Here is a 23,415-nt window from a genome sequence, read left to right as displayed (position 1 = left end):
TTACTACAGAATATGAAGGTAGCGCTGAAGCTATCCAAGTGTACTCATTCCATGAAAAAAACGTAATTTTGCACAAAATGAAAACGATGGTTAAGATAGGAAACATAGAGCTGCCGGAATTCCCACTTTTGCTCGCGCCGATGGAGGACGTGAGCGACCCGCCGTTTCGCAGGCTGTGCAAAACGCACGGTGCCGACCTTATGTTCAGTGAGTTCATCTCGTCGGAAGGGCTCATTCGCGATGCGATGAAAAGCAGGCAAAAGCTCGACATATTCGATTATGAGCGTCCCGTAGGAATACAGATATTTGGCGGCGATGAGGAGGCTATGGCGCTTTCGGCAAAGATTGTCGAAACCGTGAACCCGGATATCGTTGACATTAACTTTGGCTGCCCCGTAAAAAAGGTGGTTTGCAAAGGTGCCGGTGCCGCAGTGCTTAAGGATATCGACCTGATGGTGCGCCTTACCAAAGCCGTGGTAGACAGCACACACCTGCCTGTTACCGTAAAAACCCGCCTCGGATGGGACGAAGATTCCATCAACATCGATGAGGTGGCCGAGCGTTTGCAGGATGTGGGCATTAAGGCGCTGAGCATCCATGGCCGTACCCGCGCACAGATGTATAAAGGTGAAGCCGACTGGAGCCACATTGCCCGCGTTAAGAACAACCCGCGCATCAACATACCCATCTTTGGCAACGGAGACATCGACAGCCCCGAAAAAGCATTAGAATATAAGAACCGCTATGGGATAGACGGTATCATGATAGGCCGTGCCGCCATTGGCTATCCGTGGATATTCAACGAGATAAAGCATTACCTGGCTACAGGCGAACACCTGGCCGCACCAACTCTCGAGGACAGGGTAGAGGCCGCCCGCAACCACCTGCAGTGGGCCATCGACTGGAAAGGCGAAAGGGTAGGGGTATTTGAAACGAGAAGACACTATACTAATTATTTTAAAGGCATTCCGAACTTTAAGGAATACCGCCAACGCATGGTAACCCACGATGCCGCTGCCGACGTATATGCGGTGCTCGATGAGGTAAGGGAGAAGTTTAGTCCTCAGTCGCAGTTTTCAGTTTAGTTTTCATTAAAATATAAAATGCCAGACAACATTGCCGGGCATTTTTTGTATGTATCAGCAGTACTGAAAACTGCGACTGAAAACTGTTTTACACTTGCACCTGCTTCCACCTCCCTTTTTTGAAAAGGATCACGCTGATTATGGTCATCGCGGTCTCTGCTATCGGTATCGCAAGGAACACGCCTGTTGGCCCCATTTTAAAATGTTTTGCCAATAGGTAGGCCAAAGGTATTTGCAATACCCAAAATCCAAAAAGGTTGACCCACGTAGGCGTTTTGGTATCACCCGCACCATTGAAGGCGTTGATGAGCACCATCCCGATGCCGTAAAATACATATCCGGCACTTAGTATGCGGATGGCCTCCACGCCAATATCATGTACTTCTTTATCAACCGTAAAAAAGGTGATCATCGGCTCGGCCGCCAATAGCGTTATGACCATGATGGCGGCCATGTAGATGGCATTGAACTTAGCAGTAACAAATACCGAGCATTCTGCTCGACCCACGTCTTTAGCTCCCAGGTTCTGGCCCACGAGCGTTGCCGCCGCGCCGCTAAGCCCCCATGCCGGCAACATGAAGAACATCATGATGCGCAGTGCGCTCTGGTACCCTGCCGAACCTTCGTCGCCTCCTGTCTGGGCCACCACACGTGCCAGGAAGATCCAGCTGCACGATGCAATGATGAACTGCAGTACACCCGGAGCGGCAATCTTAACCAGTTCTTTTATCTGGTCAAAGTTCGGTTTGAAGTAGGATACCACAACCTTGAGCATTCCCTTTCCGTTAAACAGATTATACAGTTGGTACAGTACACCCACACTACGCCCTATGGTAGTGGCAATGGCCGCGCCGGTAAGCCCGAATGCAGGTACAGGCCCCCACCCGTTGATGAATAGGGGGCAGAGGACGATATTGCAGATGTTTGCTATCCAAAGGCTTTTCATGGCTATTGCGGCATTGCCTGCCCCGCGGAAGATACCGTTGAACAGGAACAGCAGCATGATGACAAAGCTGCCGCCCATCATGATGCGCACGAAGTTGGTGCCGAACTCGGCCGACTCCTGAGACGAACCCATGATAACCAGTATGTCGGTAGCATAAATGAACCCAAATACAGCAATAACAACATTTACGGCCACGGCAATGATGATGGCCTGCATGCCTGCTTTGGCCGCAGCCACGGGATCTTTTTCGCCAATGCGCCGGGCTACGACAGCAGTGGCAGCCATGCTCATACCTATGGCTATGGAATAGACCACGGCGAGCACCGATTCGGTAAGGCCCACCGTTTGTACGGCAAAGCTGCTGTTTTCAAGATGGCCTACAAAATACAGGTCGACCAGCGCGAATACCGACTCCATGGCCATTTCCAGCATCATGGGTATGGCAAGCAATAGCACCGCGCGGCGAATGCTGCCTTGTGTAAAGTCAAGGTTTTCGCCTTTTAGGGATTGCTTCAGTAATGCAAAAAAGCGGGATAATGCACTTGAGGAGTTACCTTTTTGTGTCATGGTATTTTATGAATAAGATTGATAATAGGATAGCGGCATTGCGAGGCGCGAATGCCAAAAAATATTTGCGATAAGGTGGTTATGTCGTTACGCTTGGCGTGTGCGGACAAATGCAAATACTATCATATGATTTGAAGTAAAGCGCAAATATAAAAGTAATTTTTTATGGGAATGCTAAAAATTTTACGAATTTTCAAGCAGTTTCTTATTCACTCTGCCTGCGGCGATGAATGAGGCGAGAATGCCAAGAATGAAAATGGTTGCGAGTACGATCGCTACATTTTCTAACCGGAAAGCAACCGGGTAGGCCATTTGGTCAGTAATCATGAACAGTTGGTAATGCTGCTGGACTAGTATGAGCGCGGAGGCTATGGCCATGCCAAAAAACGTACCCAAAGCCGTAATGAAAATGCCCTGGTACAGGAATATTTTGCGCAGGCTCTTCACTTCCGTCCCCAGGCAGTACAGTGTCCGGATGTTCTCTTTTTTGTCGAGTATGAGCATGATGAGCGCACCGGCAAGACAGAAAAGCGTGAGCACCACTACCAGAGAGCAGAAAAGGTAGGTTACCAGGTTTTCGGCGTTAAGCATTTTGTAGAGCGAGTCGTTCAGCTGTGCCCTGTTTTTGATGATAACCTTGTTGTTGAAAATGCCTTCCAGCTGTTGGCGCACCTGGCCTTCATTGGCGCCGGCAGCCATCTTCAGCTCGAGCGAAGTAACCCTGTTGGGCTCAAAAGAAAGCAGGTCCTGTGCCAGGTCGAGGTTGCAGAAAACGTATTTGCTGTCGATGTCGTCATTGATATTATATACGCCTACAACAGATAACCCGCCTTTATTGAAGGCTTCTTCGGGATTATCGATAGGGCCCTTGCCCGGTGTTGGCACATACACCTCAAGCACACGGTTGTAGTCGAACAGTCCCAGCGATAATTTATTGAAAATTCCGGCGCCTGCCACTGCCTGTGTGGTTTCGGTAAGGGGCCATTGTCCGCCGGCCAGCTTTTCGGGCATTGTGCTTACCTGCGAAAAAAGGCTGTCGACACCCTTAAGCATGGCCACCTGCTCCTTGCCGTCAAAATAGAAGAGCACACGTTCCTCGGCCACTTTGCTGTATACGGCAATGCCTTTCAGGTTTTTTAGCTGCTGCTCCTGCTGTGGTGATAAAAGGAGTGTTTTTCCCGACTCCGGCGAAAGCTTGAGGTCGGGGTCTGTAGCATCGGTAAACGAGAGGCTGAAATCGCGCAGCCCGCTAAAGGCCGACATGATGATGAACAGCGCAGCGGTACTGGCCAGTATGCCCAAAGCGGCAATTGCGGTAATGATGTTTACGGCAGTGCTTTTGCTTCGGCTTATGGTGTAGCGCCTTGCTATGTAAAAAGGGAAGCCCAAATTATGATCTCTTGCGTCGTTCTAAAAGTTCAGGATTTTTAATCGGGTTGTTTTCGCCGCTTAGCTCGCGGTCTATCTTTTCGATCTGGTCCAGTGTGTCGTCTATGTAAAATACCAGGTTGGGCACTTTGCGCAGCTGCAGCTTTACGCGTTGCGAAAGGTCGTGCTTGATAAGCGGGGCGTTCGATTTGATGGCGTTCAGTATCTCGCCCCCTTTTTCCGAAGGGAATACGCTGAGGTACACTTTTGCGATGGACAGGTCGGAAGTTACCACAACCTTGGATACCGAAATAACCAGGTTGGAGATGCCGTTTTTCCTTATCTCACCCTGTAATATGTCCACCAGATCGTTCTGGAGGAGTGCGCCTATCTTTTTTTGCCTGTTTGTTTCCATAGTGCAAATGTAGCAATTATTAATGTGCCAATGTACCAATTATTTAATGTACCAATTTTCCCAATGCGGTTAATAAGGTAATTGTTACATTAGTAAATTGTGGAATTGAATAATTAACCGATCTCCTGGCACAGCTCTACCAATACCCCATTAGTGCCTTTAGGGTGCAGGAAGGCCACCAGCTTGTTGTCGGCACCACGCTTGGGTGTTTCGTTCAGTACGGTAAAGCCTTCCGATTTGAGGCGTTCTATTTCTGCAACAATGTCTTCCACGTCAAAAGCGATGTGGTGTATGCCTTCGCCTTTCTTTTCAAGGAATTTGGCAATGGGGCTGTCGGGGTTTGTTGCTTCCAGCAGCTCGATCTTGTTGGGCCCATTCATGAAAAAGGAAGTTTTTACGCCCTCGCTGGCCACTTCTTCTTCTTTATAGGCCGGTGCGCCGAATAGTTTTTCAAAAAGCAGGTTGGATGTCTGCAGGTCCCTGACCGCTATGCCGATGTGTTCTATTTTTCTCATAGCCCAAAGATATTCAATATTCTTAAAACATTTTCCGTCCGGCAAAGTAAGAAAATACCCCCTAATAGGTATGTTTTTGCGTTTTGTTAAAGGGTATTTTTGTCCCTAACTCAATTATAATTAAATACCTAACACAAAATGAGACCAACAAAAACACTTAAAAAACTACTGGCACTTTCTGTTGTATGCCTGCTGGTGATCGTAGCGTGCAGCAAGGATGACTCATCCGGCGATGGATTATCAGGTAAGCCGCTTACCGAGTATGAGTTTGCAGGGATTTTTACGGGTACGCTAAACAACAACGGGCAGATATCCGAACTGGAAGGGTACGTTACTATTGAAGATGATGGTGAGACAAAGCTGAACCTGTTGACAGGCAGCATGAGCGGTACGTCTGTAAAGGTAGGCGACAGCTATAATATTACGGTAGATGAAGCTTCGGGCGCTTTTCAGGGCGTTGAAGACATCACAGGGTCTATCGATGTGAATACGCGTACGATATACCTGAGCGGCACAAATGCTGATGGTTCTCCCATGACTGTTGGCGGTGAAGCCCAAAATCCCAACATCATGTATGATGGCGGCTGGGACGCCCTTACTAAGTCGGGTGTAACCTTTACGCATGATGAGTCATGCCTTGCCTCGGTTACCATCAATGGCGTTACTTTCAGCGGTCTGAACAAGTACTACCAAACTGAGGGTCGCTGCTCGGACTACTATTTTGCACACCACCAGATCCGTTTTAACCTGGATGATAAGGTATCGCAGATTTTCTGCCATGACATTACGCTACTCATGCTTAACGGGCAATATGAAACATTTACGGACTGTTCGGTGATCCAGTTCATACTTGAAGAAAATACGGAATACGATTACACTGTGGTTTGGGAAGACGGCACGACGGAGACCGGCTCAGTCACTACCCCTGACGGAGGGTTTGTTACCCCGGTATGCCTTGAAAAAGATGGCCCGGCATGCGAAGGCGGCGGCGGGCTTTCAGGCGAAAACGGCAACCCAAGGTTCAACCTGCAGTTTACCAACAGCGGCAATGTAGACCTTGACCTCTATGTGCAGACACCAAATGGGCAGATAATAAGTTATAACAATACTTCGGTTCAGGGCGGTACCCTGGATGTAGACTGCGCCTGCGGCGACAACTGCAGTCAGGAGAATGTATTTTGGGAAAACGGGCCATCAGGCACCTATACCTTCTGGGTAGATTATTTTGGCGATTGCGGCAGCGGCAGCACCTCGTCCAACTTTACCATAAGGGTTATGAATAACAATAATGTGGTGATGACCAAAACCGGTTCACTCAGCAGTGGCGAATCGACACACTGGACATATAACCACAATTAAAATATGTGTTACTTGGGTTAGTTAGGGAGAAATCCTGAACAGCGGTAATGAGAGTTACCGCTGTTTTTTTATGGCATACAAAACCTTAATGGTTTGCAACAGGTTGGGCTATATGAGACAAATTGCTAACAAAAAAGCCCTCACTACGTAGTGAAGGCTTTTGTAAAAACCAGTGGTCCCACCTGGGCTCGAACCAGGGACCACCTGATTATGAGTCAGGTGCTCTAACCAACTGAGCTATAGGACCGGTTTTGAGGTTGCAATATTACTACTATTTTTCATTGCATCCAAATTATTTCTGCTGATTATTTCGTTGCTGCCTTCACGGTCTTGTCAATCAGCGCAAAATGCTGTTTCAGGTAGTCCCTGCTGCTTTTTTTAATTTTGTACTCCAGCTTGCCTTCGGTAGTAATTATTGCTATTTCTGCAATGTCGGCGCCCAATAGTTTTTCAAAATTTTCCTTCATGGTATCCAGTTTCCCGCCTCTGGGCATCAGCGCAAAAGTCGCGTGGTACGCCACTTTGTCGCAATCGGACTCCGAAATCTGGAAGCATTCTATTTTAGTGCCGTCGGCAAGGGTCAGCACTATGCGGCTGTCAAGCTCCTGCAGGCACCCCAGGCGGTTGTCGTTGTGCACGATGTTGAGGTCGATGAAATAGGTTTCCACAAGCTTGCCGGATGTGGTGGCCGACTGGTAGCCTGCCGAAAAGAACACGGCACCGCCTTTTACAACACTGTCATCCAGGCTAAGTTCGCCACCCTTGTGGTTGTTGGTTTTAATTATACGGGTACCGGCAGCACTGTCGGTATTGTTTACCAGCAGCGTTTGTGCCTGTGCCGCAATGCCGCAAAACAGCAGGCATGCCAGGGCTATGAGTTTCATTTTCATTGCAGTTTGTTTTTTATTGGTGCTATAAAAATACAATTTTTCGGTTTTTATTCAATCCCCAAAAAAGATTTTTGTTACCCCCCGAAAACCACCTCGCTTACCGGCGAAAAATGCCCGGTAGTCCCTGCAATGCGCCGCAGGATAGTAATGCGGTCGCACAGCCATTCGCCGGAGAAATCGAAAGCCGAAAAATCTTCAATGCGTTCAAAATCGGCTGTGGCAATGTTGCGGGCTATGGTTACGTGTGGGTGTATTACTTTTTTGGCACGGGTGCGCTTGTCCAGTATGCTGGTCTGGCGGTAGCTGCGCCTGGTTTCGGGTGCAGGGTTCAGCAGCGCTACCAGGGCATTTATGGGTTCGGGGTTTTCAATCTTCAGGCACAGCGTGCGCGATACGCCACCATGCTTCAGTACCTCATGCCCGGCAAGGGTAATGGTAAAAGGCACGGCCCCCGCTGCTATCTTTTTCACCTGGCGCACCACAGGGCCATTCTCGGCGGCTTCGGTTTTGAATAAGGATACGTGCGCCACCGAGTTAAGGTTATACGGCTCCAGGCCTATCATGTCGTGCAGCAGCTCCTTCATGCGGTCTACCTCTTCCTTTATAGGGTCAGAAGGCGACAGCAATATGAGGTACTCATATACGGTCACTGCAAACAGGCTTAATTGTGCGGTATTCTTTTTGGCCATTCCGGGGTCTTGATGTGCAAAAATAAGATATTCAACTGAATTGGGACACTATGCATTTTAGCTTATAATGTGTAAATTTTGAAGTGATTAATTTAACCAAAGGCAGGTAAGCATCCCCGGGTACCAAACCCGGGCCTATAAACTTTTCTCTTTGACAACATTCCACTGCTCCCCGTTGTGCTGCAGCAGGAAAAAGCGGTCGGCCCTGAAGGAGGCGCTGTACTTTTTGTGCCGGTACACATCCATGGCGCGCTCATATTGTTCGGGTGTCAGGTCGCGGTAGGCAATGGTCATGTGCGGGTGGAAGCTGCGCTCAACATAGTGGATGCCAATTTCGGGATAATTGTTCTCGAAGGCATTGATTACCGAATGCTGCAATGCTTCCAGCTGGGGAGTCATGACAGGCTTTACATAAATAACCGGGTTGTTCTTGTTGTCGAAGCTCCCAAAATCTTCCAGCTCCACCGTAAATGCGCCGGTATTCGGGCGGATGCCGTCAAACCAGCTGAGCAGGGTGCCATGTTCGCGGCTGTCCAGCTTAAAAGGTGCCTTGAGGGTGATGTGCGGCATGTTGCGCAATGCACGGCTGCTGTCGTAGTTTTGGGCGAAGTCTTCCCGGAATGCGGTAATGTCGTCCGATACGGCATCGTGCGGCAGGAGCGCTATGAAATACAGGTTTTGCTGTGGCATATTACAAATATAATAATCCTGTGCAAATGGCAATAACCATCACTGTTGTAATGAGTTGTTAAAACATATTGGGAAGGTTTTTTATGTTAAAATTTAATGGCTCACTGTTACCTTTTAAGATTTTATACGTCTATAAAGAAATCATCAATCCAAATCATCAACCAATGAACATCCATTATTACGAATTTCCGCCGGCACCCCACCTGGCACCCCATGTAGAGTGCTACTGGGTGCAGGAGTTTGACGGCGAACCGGCAGAAGAGTCGCCTGTACAGCGTTGCGTGCCCCTGGGCATGCTCGAAGTGCTCATCCACCCCGACACGAATATATGCGATATCCTTCTCGACGATGCCTGGGAACCGCTTCCGCGCGCTTTTTTTCACGGCATTTACAGCAAGCCCGTATATTATAAGATGAAAGGAAAGGCGCGCATTTTTGGCATACGTTTCAAGCCCGAAACGTTTTCCATGCTGTTCAATGTGCCCGCCGCATCCTTCTATTGCAATTTTGTAGCGCTCGAAGCGTTTTTCGGCAAAGAGATTCAGGACCTGCACCTGCCGCTGTACGGCATGGACAATGAGGGCATCGTAGAGCATTGCAACCTGTTCCTCTCAGGAAGGCTGGAACAGATGAAATTCAGGCACCACTACATAACCCGCGCTGCCGACATGATCCGCCGGAGCAAGGGCAACATTAGCATCGGGGAAGTAAGCAATTCCATAGCCGTGAGCATGCGGCAGCTTCAGCGCGGCTTTAAGGAAAGCATGGGCACCAGCCCCAAGGGCTACCTGCGCATCATCCGGTTCCGGAATGCGCTTACCGCATTGGAAGACGTGCACCGGTGGGCCGACATTACTTATGCTTTGGGCTATGCCGACCAGGCGCACTTTATAAGGGAGTTTAAAGAGTTTTCCGGAGAGGCGCCCAACGGGGTGATACGCCATGCCGAATGCTTCCTGAAAAAACCGCTTGCCCTGACCGACCAGATATTTTTTAACGAAGCGGTTTAACTGCCGGCATGGTTTTTCTAACACACTTGTTTGGAAGGGGAAAAATGTTATTCTAACCACAAGGGGCACGAAGATTTACACAAGGTGCACAGTGAACGCCGCCAAAGGCGGGAGTTCACAAAGCTTTGTGTCCTTTCAGCGTAAAGATTTTATCATTTCTGCTTAGTGTTCCTGGTGAAAAACCTCGTGTACTTTGTGGTGAAATTTTTTCTAACCACAAAGTATGGTCCATAGAAGTTTTGTTGACTGTGTAGTCATCTAAAAGATATGTATCTATGTGGTTAAAATCAATCGTTGTTAAATTGTCTTAATAAAAAAGTTTCAATCACTTCATTTTGTCGCATTTATACAATAGCATCTAATTTTTCAACGTCATCTTTGCACCGGATAAAACAAAAGCAGGATGAAAAAATTTTTCAAAGTTGCCGGCATCGTCCTGGGAGTAATTACAGTGCTCCTTTTGGGTGCTGCGGCATACATTAAAATTGCATTGCCCGATGTGGGCGAACCGGAAGTTATTACTGTAGAGCGCACTCCGCAACGCATTGAGCGCGGCAAATACCTGGCCCATCACGTAGCGGTATGCATGGACTGCCACAGTAAGCGCGAATGGGATAAATATGCAGGCCCGATGGCAGCTGAAGGCATTGGGGCAGGAGGCGAGGTGTTTAACCAGGACATGGGTTTCCCGGGCAAATTTTATGCCCCGAACATAACGCCCTATGCGCTGGGAAAATGGACCGATGGCGAATTGCTGCGTGCCATTACGGCGGGGGTAGATAAGGAAGGGAATGCACTCTTCCCTGTAATGGGCTACCACCGTTTTGGCAAAATGGACAGGGAAGATGTATACAGCATCATAGCCTACATCCGTACGCTGGACCCGGTGGCAAAGGATGTGGCAGCGTCGGAGCCTGATTTTCCGGTGAGCCTGCTCATCAATACCATGCCGGTGAAGGCCGATTACCAAAAGATACCCGATGCGTCTGACAAGGTAAAGTATGGTGCTTACCTGGTAAACGCTACAGGCTGTATCGATTGCCACAGCAGGACCGATAAGGGGGCCATCATTCCCGGGACCGAATTTGGGGGCGGAATGGAGTTTGTACAGCCAGCCGGCATAGTGCGCTCGCCCAACATCACCTTTGATGCAGAGACCGGCATTGGCGCCTGGACAAGCGAGGCTTTCGTTTCGAGGTTTAAAATATATACAGCGGCAGGATATGTGCCTGCGCAAATGGGCAAAGGCGACCTGAACACACCCATGCCATGGGGAATGTATGCGGGTATGAAGGAGCAGGACCTTGAGGCCATATATGCCTACCTGAAATCGCTAAAGCCGATAAAGAACAGGGTAGAGCGCTACCAAAAAAGATAATTGAAGCATTTACGATAGTAGTAGTGAATAATAGGTTTTAGGTTATTGGTTATTCATTTAGTTTAGGGAGAAAGGGGCACCACATGGGCGCCCCTTTCAGGTTTAAAAATAGAAATAGAAATAAGGTTTAGGTAGGTATATGCAGTTTTTTGGTGATAAAAACATTGTCCCTGTCTACCGTTATGGTATAATAGGCCTTTCTCAGGAAACCGTGTACCGTGATCAAAATGTCTTTTTTGGAATCAGGACGTGCAAAGACATACCTGTTCTCGAACGTTTTTTTGCCATCGATATCAAAATAAATGGCATTGGTAAACCTGTACCTTATAATCAGTGTGTCGCTGCTATCGGTATCCGGCACATGGTTAAAATAGATCAGTCGTATTCTCTTTCTTTTTTTTGGCAGGATCCTTAAAGCCCGCCGTAAAATTTTTGCGCGCAGCAATACTTTGTCAAGTAAGGCATTCATAAGTGTTTTAGTAGTTTTTTGGCCGAAGGGCCAGATTTAGTTGGCGTTGCTAAATTACTCTATGCAGCTGTAAGTAGGGGGGTAAAATACCGTTTGTCTATAATTTGTCTATGTTTATAAATATCTATATGGTTGTTTAGCAGCGATTTGTATTTTAACATAGTTTAGGCTATTTGGAAATTTCTCATGCGTATCTTTATTAGCTATCCATAGTTATGGTGCGTAAGGACGTATGAAGGAAAAAATTACGGTATTCAGAAAATTCATTGCAAGCCTCAAAATGCCCCGCTGGGCACGGTGGGCATTTCGTGGCGTGCTCGCCATTTTCCTCTTCATGATTGTAGCTTACGTATCACTGGCATGGTATATCAATTCGCATCGCGACGAAGTGCTGGCATCGGTTACAGAAAAGCTCAACGAAGATATTACAGGCTCCCTTGAGATAGAGGGCATGGAAACCACTTTTCTTGGCGGTTTTCCCGGTGTTTCGCTCAGGCTTGAACAGGTGGTTTTGAAAGACAGCCTCTCCGGGCGCCATGGGAAAACACTCCTCAATGCCGGAAGCCTTGATATATCGGTGAATGCGCTGGCACTGATGCGGGGTACCATCGAAATAAAGAAGATCACCATCAGGGATGCCTCGGTACAGCTGTATACCGATGCGTCAGGGTACAGCAATTCGTCGGTGTTTAAAAAAGGGAAAAGCTCGGGCGGTGGCGGTGGCAGCTTCCCCGAGCTTCGCGGCCTCGACCTGGAAGATGTGGCTTTTACCATCGACAATCAAAAAAAAGGTAAGCTGTACAGCTTTTCCGTACGGAAGCTCAAAGGGTCGCTCAACGATACGCCTGTGGGCTGGAAAGCCGGGGTAAGCCTCAATGCCCTTGTGAACAGCATGGCCTTTAATACCCAAAGAGGGAGCTTTGTGAAAGGGAAGGAGGTAGCCGGCGACTTTGACATCACCTTTAATGAAGAAACAGGCGTGCTTGTTTTCGATAAGAACCGCCTGGACATAGGAGATGAAAAATTTTATATTGGAGCCTCGATAAAAACAGCCAGCCCCGATGCTGATTTTGCCATAAACATTGAGAACAAGAGCATTTTGTGGAAAGATGCCGGCAACCTGCTTTCGCCCAACATAACGGGTAAGCTTGAGATGTTTGACATGAAGAGGCCAATTGCGGTAAAGTGCGACATTATAGGCGGTTTCAATGTCGAGGGTGACCCCCTGATCCGTGTAAATGCCGAGGTGAAGGACAATGTGCTGCACACTCCCGGCGGAATAGTGGAGAAATGCAGTTTTTTTGGTGTATTTACCAATGAATACCGTAAAGGGGGTGGGTATACCGATGCCAACTCGGCCATAAAGCTTTTCAATTTCAGGGGTGAATATGCGGGGATGCTCATTTCCATGAACAGGGTTTTCATCCTCGACCTCGAAAAGCCTGTAGCCGTGGGCGATTTTTCCTCTACGTTCGAAATGCAGAAACTAAGGTCGGTCGTAGACGATGATTTACTCAAATTCTCCAAAGGGACAGCTAACGTAAAACTCGGCTTCCGTGCGGATATCGTTGACTTCCGCCTGTCGAAGCCCTACGTAAAAGGTCTTGTTGAGGTCAGGGATGCCGATGTAAGCTATGTGCCGAGGAAACTCGACTTCAGGGGCGTATCGGTAGCGCTTAATTTCACCAGCGAAGACCTGTTCATCAGTAAGATTGTCCTGAAGACGGGCAAAAGCATTGTCAACATGGAAGGCAGCATCAAAAACTTCCTGAATCTTTACTATACCGATCCGGAAAAAATCGTGATTACCTGGGATGTGTACAGCCCCAGGCTCAACCTGGGCGAGTTCGCAGGATTTTTAGGAAGCAGGAAAAAGCATGCGCCGGTAAAGAATCGTAAAGGCAATATGACCGAAGACCTGGATATCCTTTTCGAAAAAAGCAATGTGGATATGAAATTGCGGGTCGATGAACTGTATTACAACCGTTTTCACGCCTCAGACGCCAGGGCTGACATATTGCTTACCGATGAGGGCGTGCATATAAAAAATGCCGGTCTCAGGCACGGAGGGGGCAGTATTGTGGTAAACGGTTACCTTGCCCAAAGCGGAAAGACGAACCGCTATAACCTGGATGCAGTGATAAGCAATGTAGATATCAGCAAATTCTTTTATGCTTTCCATAATTTCGGGATGGAAACGCTCAGTTCAAATAACCTCAGGGGCTATTTTTCCTCTAAGGCCAAAATTAGCGGCAGCATAACCGATGCAGGGGGCATTGTGCCCAAATCGATGAACGGCAATTTGTCTTTTGTGGTCAACAAAGGCAGGCTGCTGGATTTTGAGCCACTGCGCAACATAGGCAAGTTTGCGTTTCCGTACCGCAACATGGAAAATATCGAATTTTATAATCTTGGGGGACGGTTTGATGTAAAGGGCGAAAAGGTAAGCATTCACCCAATGAAAATCAGCTCGAGCGCCATCAACATGGATGTAGAGGGGGTATACTCTTTTGGCAAAGGCACAGAGATCTATGTAGATGTGCCGCTCCGCAACCCAAAAAGGGATGAGGGGATTACCGATAAAGCAGAATTGGCCAAACGCCGAAACAGGGGCATAGTGCTCCACCTCAAAGCTGTGGATGACAAAGATGGAAAGGTTAAAGTGAAGCTGGGCGGCAAAAAAGATTGATTTGGAAAGTAACGCTACTCAAAAATCATCATGGCATTTCCCTGAAATCCTATCGGCCATCCTCAAAATTACCCATGTATCGCCTCCGAATTACCATAGCTTTGTATAAGATTACCCTCATATTCCAGCCATTCGGACCATCGCTTTTCTACATCAACATCTACGGCATATTTCCGGGCAAAACCTAAAAATGTGGTATAGTGGGTAGCTTCGGAAACCATCAGGTCATGGTAAAATTTTGCCAGTTCCTGATCCTTGATATTCTTTGATAACACCCTGAAACGCTCGCAGCTGCGGGCCTCGATCATTGCTGCAAACAACAGGCGGTCAATGAATGAGGTGTTGCGGCTGCCATCTTTTCGCGCAAACTTCATGAGTTGGTTAACGTAATCATCGCGTCGTTCGCGTCCCAGTGTATAGCCGCGCTGCTCAATGATTTCCACTACTTGCTGGAAGTGTTCCATTTCTTCCCTGGCGATCTCGGCCATCTTGATTACAAGGTCGGTATGTTCTGAGTTGTTGGTAATCAGGAATATGGCATTGGACGCGGCTTTTTGCTCGCACCAGGCATGATCGGTGAGGATCTCTTCCAGGTTCGATTCGGCAATATTGGCCCAGCGGGGGTCGGTAAGGAGTTTAAGTCCGAGCATAGTAATGAATATTATGGGGGCGAAATTACAAATTCTATCGGAAATGCTTTTATTTGTGGATTGGGTTATTTGGTAAAAACATTGCTGTATATTATCAAAAACCATTGGTTTTATTCAATTTTTCCCCTCTTTCTCATTCAGGTATTTCCAATATCGTTTGGGCACGTGTTGTATGTGCAATTTCATGTTTTTGCGCGCGGGTATGTTGGTGCTGTTAAAGTAGTCTTTCCAAAGGAGTGAGGCCAGTTGTTCCTTTTCATCGATGAGTTCGGAAGGGAGCTGTACTTTGCGCGTATCTACATTAGCAACAAACTCATAAGTAATTTCCTGAACCGTTTGCAGGTCGTAATACAAGCCATATTTTCTTTTTACATCATAAATGATCCAACGCTGGTCGGCATATCGTTCACGGAAAAATTTCGCGATGAGCGGCAGTACATTAAAGTCGGGTTCAACAGGGCAATAATAGATACCGTCGGCTGTCTGCTGGAACCGGATAAAGGCTTTCATACGGTGTCGCTCGCGGCTCACGCTCCGTTCCATTTTAGAGACCGCCATTACATATGCATTGCCAAAATTGCTGTACGCACCCTGTGTATTGTCAAAAATATAACAAGCAAAGCCAAAAAGGTCCTGAAAAGTTTTAGGGTTTTCGGATAGGTAGGCCCAATAAAATCTCTTCTGCCATTCAGGCGGGAGCTTTTTTTGCAGCCCTGCCCAAACCCGTTTTGCACGGGCTTCATCAGTTACAATTTCCAGCGTATCCTGCATAAGGCCGGGGACATAGTATTTTTGCCATACAAGCTGTACCTTTCCCGGCTTGCGGTCATAAAATTCAAAGATTGATGAAAGGAGTCCTTCAAAAGAGCCGTCGAAGATATAGATGGTCATGCTGATGGGTTTAAAATAAACTCAACTGGTTTTGCGGAACCTTGAGGTACTTGCTGGAACTTTCAGCCAGAATGAGGCTCTTCAGGTGTGGCGCATCGGGTTCATTTAGGATATACGTACTATCTGCACAACGGATAAAATGCTTTGCACGGCTATAGGCAATACCTATTTTTTGGAGCTGGTCGCTCCGCAGTTTGCCGAACCTGCGCGCCTGCACGATTTTTTGAGCTGATGTGACGCCAATGCCGGGCACCCGCAATATCATCCGGTAATCGGCAGTATTGATATCAATCGGGAATTGTTCCAGGTTGCGCAGTGCCCAGCTGAGTTTTGGGTCGATATCGGTATCCAGGTGCGGGTTTTTCGGATTAAGCAATTCTTTTATGCCAAACCCGTAAAACCGCATGAGCCAATCTGTTTGGTAGAGCCGGTTTTCACGGAGCAGCGGGGGCTGGCTGCCTATCACAGGCATACGGTTATCATAGCTTATGGGAATGTAACCGGAATAATACACACGCTTTAGGCTAAAATTCTTATAGTATTGGTCGGCACTGTACATAATTTCCATATCTGTTTCGGGTGTTGCCCCTATGACCATTTGGGTACTTTGACCTGCAGGGACAAATTTTGGCACATGTTTGATCAGTCCGGTCTTTTTCTCGTCCTTAAATTGGGTGATGGTATCTTTTATGAATCCAAGTGGGCGTTTTACTTCTTCATGTGACTTTTCGGGCGCCAGAAGTTTCAGTCCGGCTTCGGTCGGCATTTCGAGGTTAATACTCATGCGGTCGGCATAAAGGCCTGCCTCAGTTAGTAATTCCGGGCTGGCCCCGGGAATAGTTTTGAGATGTATGTATCCATTGAAACGTTCCTCAATTCGTAGTTTTTTTGCAATCCGTACGAGACGTTCCATTGTATAGTCGGCATTTTTAAATATCCCGGAACTCAGGAACAGGCCTTCGATATAATTGCGGCGGTAAAAGCTCATTGTTAAAGATACTACTTCATCTACGGTAAAAGCAGCGCGCTTTACATCATTGCTTTTTCGGGATACGCAAAAGGCGCAATCGAAAATGCAATGGTTTGTCAATAAGATTTTTAGCAACGATACACAGCGGCCATCCTCGGTATAGGTGTGACATATTCCATTACTGCTGTTCCCTATGCCTTTATTATCATTTTTCCTATTTCCTCCGCTGGAAGCACATGAAACATCATACTTTGCCGCATCAGCCAAAATTTCAACCTTTTCCCTTATCCGATTTTGCATAGATGAATATTTTCATCAAAAATACAAGAAAAAAGTATTATACCCAAATTTAACTGTGATATAGCTAGGGTTTAATTACCAATATCTGTTATTAATATAACAAATTACAAAAGAATAAGTAACAGATTGCCAAATTTTTGCTAACATTGGAGGCAGTAAGACACCCCTTTAGTAAGAAAGCAATATACGTTATTTGGAATTTAACAAATAAGATATGGTATTTGCCATAACTTGAGGGATTTTTCATTTTATCTTGAACAATATTAAAAAGTGGTAAACACCTTGTAAATTCTTATATGCGTGTAAAGTTTGAACAATTATTAAGTTTATATTTGCCCGCAGAATTAAGATTCTGTATACGAAGTTATTAAAACTGAATAATGACCCCGAAATGCTCTTAAGCTGGAAGTTTATGAAGAAAATTTTATTTTTTGGATCACTGTTATCATCCCTGCTGGGATTTGGACAGGTAATTACGGTCAACACTACTCAAACACCAACCCAATTGGTGAACAACGTATTGGTTGATAACTCCTGTTTGGTACAAATTTCAAATATTGTCACCAGCACAGGTTCTAACTTTGGGTCATCAAATGGTATTGGGTCTTATCAAAATACCAACCCGTCATTTCCTGTTACGTCTTCGGGATTGTTGCTTACAACAGGGCAGGCATCACTGTCACCAGGTCCAAACAATTCTGTATTAAGTAATGGAGGAGCGTCTGCAACATGGCTGGGTAATGCCGAACTTCAGGCAACACTTGCAGCAGCAGGAATAACGATGCAATCTAAAAATGCTACATTGTTCCAATTTGACTTTATTCCTAACTCTTCCAATTTCGGCTTTGATTTTCTTTTTGCCTCTGAGGAATATGGAGCATTCCAGTGTACTACAAATGATGCTTTTATAGTACTCCTTGATAATTTAGATGACCCTACTGCACCAGTAAATGTTGCGCTTATACCATCTACTACGGATCCGGTAACAGTTGCTAACATCAGAAACCAACTTTATAATTCAGATTGTACGTCACTCAATGCTAACTGGTTCGGTCAATTTAATGGCGGCTCCAATGCAGCAGGTGCAGCGATAAATTATAATGGACAAACCAAGCTTATGCATGTAAGTGGTACTCTTGTTCCCAATGCTCATTACCGTATTAAATTCATCATAGCTGACGATGCGGGCACTGATGGTACAGATGGCGATTATGACTCTGCAGTATTTATACCGGCAGGTAGCCTTAACCTTGGCCATCAGATTTTTGAGCAGGATTTTACATTTGCCAATGGCAATCCACTTTGTTATGGGCAGGAATATGTGCTTGATACCGAACTGGATCCGGCAATATATAACTTTCAGTGGATGCAGGGCTCAACAGTTTTAGCTGAAACAGGCCCTGCGCTAACAATAGATGAGCCCGGAACCTATTCAGTAACCCTGAACCGTCCTTCTTTAGGATGTGTTACAACGCAATCTATAGTAGTTCAGTATGCGCCCGAGATTCCGGCACAACAAGCAAATAACCTGTTTAAATGTGAGAATCCAACAGGCTTGTATACATATGATCTGTCTATTAATACTCCTGTGCTAAAACAGGGTCTTAATCCCAATACGATCATAACGTATCATGCCGACCAGGATAATGCAAGCGATGATACAAATCCACTGCCTCTTAATTACCTAAGCGCAACAGGTGCTACAATTTGGGCAAGGGTAGAAAACCCTGATAATGGCTGTTATACGTTAAGGTCATTCCAGTTGCTAACATCGCCACCTCCTACGGCGACACAGCCAACTGACCTGGTGCTTTGTGAAACAACACAAGGCTCAAATAGCGCAGTATTTAATCTTAATCAGCAAGACTCTGTAATTCTTGGTGCCCAGCCTATTGCAGAGAACGTTATAAGTTATTATACTTCTGCCGATGCTGCCAACGCCGGAACACCGGCAATTAGTACACCGGCAAGTTTTACAGGTACAAACCAGACAATTTACGCAAGGATAGAAAAAGCATTTGATTCACAGTGTTTTTCGGTTACCAGTTTCAACCTTGTTGTTAATCCGCTTCCGGTGCTTCCTGCCCCAACTACGGTTAATGCATGTAATAGTTATACACTTCCTGCAATAGCGGGGGGTAGCTATTTTACAGGTATAGGTGGTACAGGAACGGAACGACCTGCAGGTACAGTTATTACTACATCGCAAACGCTTTACGCGTATGCGCAGTCAGGTGGTTCGCCAAACTGTTCCAACCAGTCAGAACTTGTGATTAACATTATTACCGCTTCTACAGCGCCGAGCAATGTAACGGCGTGTTTAAGCTACATACTTCCTGCTCTGAATCCGGGTGAGGAATACCATTCTGCTCCAAACGGTGGCGGGATAACTTATCCGGCAGGTCATGAAATTACTGCTACCCAAACTGTTTATTTTTATATTCCTGCTGCTGCTGCCTGTACAGCAAACAATAGTTTCGTGGTTACAATTACCAATGCGCCAACAGTAGTTGAACATCCTGATATTACTCAATGTACACCTTATATTCTTCCTGTATTGCCAAACGGGCAACGTTATAGGACAGGCCCTAACAATACAGGTACGGTAATACCTGCAGGTACATCAATATCGACTCCTCAGACCATCTATATATATGCAAGCAATCCAAATAACCCTGCATGTACAGCGCAGAGTGAATTTATTGTTAACATTGAAATTGTAACTGTTCCGAATGTTGATGATGTAGAAGCTTGTAACAGCTATAACCTGCCAAATTTTCCGGGATTGTTTTTTTATAGCGGGCCAAACGGTACGGGTACACAGTATAACCCAGGGCAAAGTATAAATACTTCAATGACACTTTATGTGTACAAACAAGGTGTTTCTAACCCTGCCTGTACAGATGAGGACAGCTTTACTGTAACAATACATCCTCTTCCTTTTTTGCAGAGCCAACCGAATGTTACGGCATGTAATAGCTATGTTCTACCTGCCCCACCGAGTAATGGACAATATTTTTCCGGACCTAACGGGACAGGTTCTGTTTTGGCACAGGGCACGGTAATAACTAATACGCAGGTAGTTTATGTATTAAGTGATCCGAATGAATTTGGATGCAGAAGACAGCGCCAGTTTACTGTAACAATTATAAGCGTTGAGGCTATAACTCCTGCTGATCAGAATGTTTGTTATAATTATACCCTGCCTGCATTGGCCATGGGTGAATACAGGACACAACCCAATGGCGGAGGTACAGTATTAAGTGCGGGAACTGTAATCAGTACTTCTCAAACCATCTATGTTCGTGTTGTAACACAAACGACTCCCGTATGTATTACGGAGGGGAGTTTCGATGTAACCATTACCCCGAGGCCCAATTTCCCACAACCACAACCGGTAATCACTTGCGGAAGCTATACCTTGCCTGCACTTACAGTTTCAGGAGGTACCGGCGGATATTATACAGGCCCTAATGGTACTGGAACAATGTTGCCGGCGGGCACAGTAATAAATACGAGTCAGAATATATTTGCATACGCACAAACTGGTGGTACACCAAATTGTTTTAGGCAAAACTTATTTTCTGTTACTATTATTCAAAACAATTCGATAGCTCCTCCTAACGTAGTTTCATGTGGACCTTATACGCTACCGGCATTACCGCTTGGAAATTATCGTACGGCACCTAATGGTGGGGGTTCCCAGATCAATGCTGGCACTGTAATAAATACTAACCAAACCATATATACTTATGTGGCCACAACAAGCGGCCCTAACTGTACAGGTGATGACAGTTTTACGGTAACAATTAACCCTCTTATTACTGCCGATAACCCAAGCGATGTAGTTTCATGTACGCCTTATCAGTTGCCGGCACTCACAAACGGTAATTACTTTACAGGGCCTAACGGTACCGGAACGCAGCTTCCTGTAGGGACTGTAATAACTGACAGCCAGACATTATATGTATACAATTCGGTGCCAAATACCGCAAACTGTACTGCACAAAATAGCTTTGATGTAACTATTGAGATAATAGATGTTAACGATATGCCGGATCAATTGGTGTGCGGCGGGTATGTATTGCCTGAGTTGCCAGTTGGAAATTACTATACCGGTCCGGGCGGTACAGGCCAGCAGCTCAATGCAGGAGAGCTGATAGATTCTGACCAGACTATATATATATATGCGCAAACGACTACCACGCCTCCATGTAGTGATGAAGAATCATTTGAGGTAGTAATCAAGCCGGCACCGGTTATTGATAATCCGGGCAATGCAGGTGCATGTGGCCCTTATACACTTCCGGCCCTCATCGGTGGAGGATATTTTTCAGGCCCTGGTGGTACAGGAACACAGTATTTTGCCGGGCAGGTAATTACAGAAACTACGCAGTTGTATATTTTTGCGGCTACAGGCGGTACACCAAACTGTACTTCTGAAAATCCATTCCTTGTGGTAATTAATCCTGAAGCCCCTGATGATGTGGCGGTATGTGGTGAGTATGAACTTCCTCCACTTGAAGTAGGAGGTTATTTCACTCAGCCTGCAGGACAGGGCACCCAGCTTTTCCCGGGTGAAATGATTACTACTACACAGGATATTTATGTGTATGTGGATTTGGGAACCGGACCTAACTGTACCGATAACAATTTCTTTACCGTAACTGTTACACCTTATCCTGTTCTTGCTCCTGTTGAGGATGTGTTTATTTGTGATAATTATGAATTGCCTGCATTGGCAGTGGGGACGTACTATACCGCACCTAACGGAACCGGAAACGTATTGCAGCCTGGCAGCTTTATCACCTCTACACAACCTGTCTATGTTTATGCATTTAATGGAGAGTGTATCAGCCAGGAGATGTTTACTGTAACAATTTACAACACGCCAATGGTCGATGCACGTTCTGACGCGTTGGCTTGTGAAAGCTATACACTTGACCACCTTATTGTGGGTAACTATTTTACAGAGCCCAACGGACAGGGTACCCCATTGTTTGAAGGTGATGAAATTACAACTACTCAGACTATCTATATCTTCTCGCAGTCGAATACCAATCCGAACTGTGTAGGCGAGAACAGCTTCCTTGTAGAAGTGTTCCATGCGAATGCCGACGATCCTGCAGATGTAAATGCGTGTGATACCTATACGCTTCCTGCGCTTACTGAGGGGTCATATTATGCGAACTCAGGAGGGCCAAATCTTGCAGACCCTTCGGCAAACCCGGAAATTCCTGCCGGTACAGTACTAACAGCTCCATATCAGGGAACGCTGTTTGTTTATTCGCAAACGGGAGGTAACAGGATCAACTGTAATGATGAAAATTCATTCCAGGTTAATGTATATGAAACCCCTGTAGTTGACGAGCCAGCTGATGTGGCTCAATGTGAAGCCTATGCGCTTCCTGCACTGACTGTAGGAACGTACCGTACAGGCCAGGGTGGTACGGGTACCGTACTTCCTGTGGGCTATCTTGTAACATCTCCGATGACAATATATGTTTATGCGTCTGTGGGCCCTGTTACAAATCCAAACCTATGTTCGGATGAGCACAGCTTCTTTGTAGATGTGAACATTGTGACGGTACCTGAATATCAGGATCAGGTTGCATGTGGCCAATACATACTTCCTGCCCTTGCACCTTCGCAGGGCAATTACTTCACAGGTCCTAATGGTACCGGTACTATGCTGAGTCCTGGTGATGTGATCAATACAGTAGGAATTAATACCATCTATATTTATAAGCAGGCAGGTACTACAATTATTTGTGATGCTGAATCAAGTTTTGAAGTAAACATCATCGAAGCGCCGGTGCCAATGCCTACTGATCCGCTTGTAGTGTGTGGCATAGATGATTTTGGACACGGTATTTTTAATCTTGTTCCTGCAATGGAACAGGCTCTGGGCGGACAACCGTTTGCCAACGTGACTATTCACGAAACACTGGCGGATGCACAGTTTGATAATGAGCCAATTTCAGACGACCCTGCTGATGAAGTTAATGTTGGTGAATATAGGAATGTAACCGCTTACAACCAAACACTTTATATAAGGTTGGAGTCGACACTCACAGCCTGTTATAATGTAGGAACAGTGCAGCTCATCGTCAACCCGCGCCCTATCGCTACCGAGCCGGAGGCTTATGCGCTTTGCGACAACGGCAGCAACGATACGGACGGCATTGCGGTATTTGACCTTACGACCCTTGAGGCGGAGATACTGGGTACGCTGAACCCGGCACAGTTTGCCGTTTCGTTCTACGATGCGGACGGATTGATACCCACCCCTGCGAGCTACGCCAGCGCCAGCCAGGTGATCATCGGCAGGGTGACCAACACCGCTACAGGCTGTTATGACGAGGTGGATGTGGAGCTGATCGTGAACCCGCTTCCGCAGGCTGCCCCTCCGGCACCGTATACGCTTTGCGATTTGAACAACCCGGGCGACGAGGTGGAGGAATTTGACCTTAACACGAAAATAGACGAGATCATAGGCACGCAGGACGGGCTTTTGGTGACCTTCTTTAAGGA

General features: G+C 46.4%; 17 protein-coding genes and 1 tRNA gene. 6 read left to right on the top strand and 12 right to left on the bottom strand.

Annotated elements, in window-relative coordinates:
* Positions 1-86 precede the first annotated feature (86 nt).
* The gene (dusB, locus tag OGH69_RS13365; RefSeq protein ID WP_265175076.1) at positions 87-1,085 is read left to right on the top strand and encodes a tRNA dihydrouridine synthase DusB; all 999 of its coding nucleotides are present in this window, start codon (positions 87-89) and stop codon (positions 1,083-1,085) included.
* A gap of 88 nt (positions 1,086-1,173) precedes the next feature.
* Here dusB and OGH69_RS13360 read toward each other — a convergent pair whose 3' ends face one another.
* The 4 genes from OGH69_RS13360 to mce form a co-directional block, all read right to left on the bottom strand.
* Positions 1,174-2,598: an MATE family efflux transporter gene (locus OGH69_RS13360; RefSeq protein WP_265174986.1), complete on the bottom strand. Its 1,425-nt coding sequence runs from the start codon at positions 2,596-2,598 to the stop codon at positions 1,174-1,176.
* Between the two features lie 183 nt (positions 2,599-2,781).
* Positions 2,782-3,987 (bottom strand): ABC transporter permease, encoded by a 1,206-nt coding sequence (locus tag OGH69_RS13355; protein ID WP_265174985.1) that lies wholly within the window; start codon positions 3,985-3,987, stop codon positions 2,782-2,784.
* Position 3,988: 1 nt separating this feature from the next.
* Positions 3,989-4,381 carry a 30S ribosome-binding factor RbfA gene (gene rbfA, locus OGH69_RS13350; RefSeq protein WP_265174984.1) on the bottom strand — a complete coding sequence of 131 codons (393 nt, stop codon included), beginning with the start codon at positions 4,379-4,381 and terminating at the stop codon, positions 3,989-3,991.
* Positions 4,382-4,494: 113 nt separating this feature from the next.
* A complete protein-coding gene (mce, locus tag OGH69_RS13345; RefSeq protein ID WP_265174983.1) occupies positions 4,495-4,896 on the bottom strand; it encodes a methylmalonyl-CoA epimerase in 402 nt (133 codons plus the stop codon).
* A 138-nt stretch (positions 4,897-5,034) separates the two neighbouring features.
* On the opposite strand from mce, the gene OGH69_RS13340 reads away from it, so the two are divergent.
* On the top strand, positions 5,035-6,255 hold the full coding sequence (locus OGH69_RS13340) for a hypothetical protein (RefSeq protein ID WP_265174982.1): 1,221 nt from the start codon (positions 5,035-5,037) through the stop codon (positions 6,253-6,255).
* Between the two features lie 173 nt (positions 6,256-6,428).
* Here OGH69_RS13340 and OGH69_RS13335 read toward each other — a convergent pair.
* From OGH69_RS13335 to OGH69_RS13320, 4 genes are all read right to left on the bottom strand, one after another.
* Positions 6,429-6,502, bottom strand: a tRNA-Ile gene (locus tag OGH69_RS13335).
* A gap of 58 nt (positions 6,503-6,560) precedes the next feature.
* A complete protein-coding gene (locus OGH69_RS13330) occupies positions 6,561-7,145 on the bottom strand; it encodes a hypothetical protein (RefSeq protein ID WP_265174981.1) in 585 nt (194 codons plus the stop codon).
* 74 nt (positions 7,146-7,219) lie between these two features.
* Positions 7,220-7,834 (bottom strand): 2'-5' RNA ligase family protein, encoded by a 615-nt coding sequence (locus tag OGH69_RS13325; RefSeq protein WP_265174980.1) that lies wholly within the window; start codon positions 7,832-7,834, stop codon positions 7,220-7,222.
* A 135-nt stretch (positions 7,835-7,969) separates the two neighbouring features.
* Positions 7,970-8,524, bottom strand: a complete 555-nt coding sequence (locus OGH69_RS13320) for a 2'-5' RNA ligase family protein (RefSeq protein ID WP_265174979.1) — start codon at positions 8,522-8,524, stop codon at positions 7,970-7,972.
* A gap of 164 nt (positions 8,525-8,688) precedes the next feature.
* Between OGH69_RS13320 and OGH69_RS13315 the strand changes: the two genes are divergently transcribed.
* Together OGH69_RS13315 and OGH69_RS13310 are read left to right on the top strand one after the other, a co-directional pair.
* Positions 8,689-9,534 carry a helix-turn-helix domain-containing protein gene (locus OGH69_RS13315; protein ID WP_265174978.1) on the top strand — a complete coding sequence of 282 codons (846 nt, stop codon included), beginning with the start codon at positions 8,689-8,691 and terminating at the stop codon, positions 9,532-9,534.
* Between the two features lie 403 nt (positions 9,535-9,937).
* Positions 9,938-10,912: a cytochrome c gene (locus OGH69_RS13310; RefSeq protein ID WP_265174977.1), complete on the top strand. Its 975-nt coding sequence runs from the start codon at positions 9,938-9,940 to the stop codon at positions 10,910-10,912.
* Between the two features lie 127 nt (positions 10,913-11,039).
* Here the strand turns inward: OGH69_RS13310 and OGH69_RS13305 are convergent, their stop codons facing one another.
* Positions 11,040-11,381 (bottom strand): hypothetical protein, encoded by a 342-nt coding sequence (locus tag OGH69_RS13305; protein ID WP_265174976.1) that lies wholly within the window; start codon positions 11,379-11,381, stop codon positions 11,040-11,042.
* A 232-nt stretch (positions 11,382-11,613) separates the two neighbouring features.
* On the opposite strand from OGH69_RS13305, the gene OGH69_RS13300 reads away from it, so the two are divergent.
* Positions 11,614-14,070 carry an AsmA family protein gene (locus OGH69_RS13300; RefSeq protein WP_265174975.1) on the top strand — a complete coding sequence of 819 codons (2,457 nt, stop codon included), beginning with the start codon at positions 11,614-11,616 and terminating at the stop codon, positions 14,068-14,070.
* A gap of 68 nt (positions 14,071-14,138) precedes the next feature.
* Here OGH69_RS13300 and OGH69_RS13295 read toward each other — a convergent pair whose 3' ends face one another.
* From OGH69_RS13295 to OGH69_RS13285, 3 genes are all read right to left on the bottom strand, one after another.
* Positions 14,139-14,720, bottom strand: a complete 582-nt coding sequence (locus OGH69_RS13295; RefSeq protein WP_265174974.1) for a MiaE family protein — start codon at positions 14,718-14,720, stop codon at positions 14,139-14,141.
* Between the two features lie 114 nt (positions 14,721-14,834).
* The gene (locus tag OGH69_RS13290; RefSeq protein WP_265174973.1) at positions 14,835-15,611 is read right to left on the bottom strand and encodes a TIGR03915 family putative DNA repair protein; all 777 of its coding nucleotides are present in this window, start codon (positions 15,609-15,611) and stop codon (positions 14,835-14,837) included.
* 10 nt (positions 15,612-15,621) lie between these two features.
* A complete protein-coding gene (locus OGH69_RS13285) occupies positions 15,622-16,881 on the bottom strand; it encodes a putative DNA modification/repair radical SAM protein (protein WP_265174972.1) in 1,260 nt (419 codons plus the stop codon).
* A gap of 412 nt (positions 16,882-17,293) precedes the next feature.
* Here OGH69_RS13285 and OGH69_RS13280 point away from each other — a divergent pair.
* A partial coding sequence (locus OGH69_RS13280; protein ID WP_265174971.1) for a choice-of-anchor L domain-containing protein occupies positions 17,294-23,415 on the top strand: 6,122 nt, incomplete at its 3' end.

The sequence above is a fragment of the Flavobacterium sp. MFBS3-15 genome (assembly GCF_026107645.2).
Taxonomy (GTDB): domain Bacteria; phylum Bacteroidota; class Bacteroidia; order Flavobacteriales; family Flavobacteriaceae; genus Flavobacterium.
The sequence above is the reverse complement of the archived record's forward strand: the minus strand, read 5'-3'. Positions and strand labels throughout refer to the sequence as shown.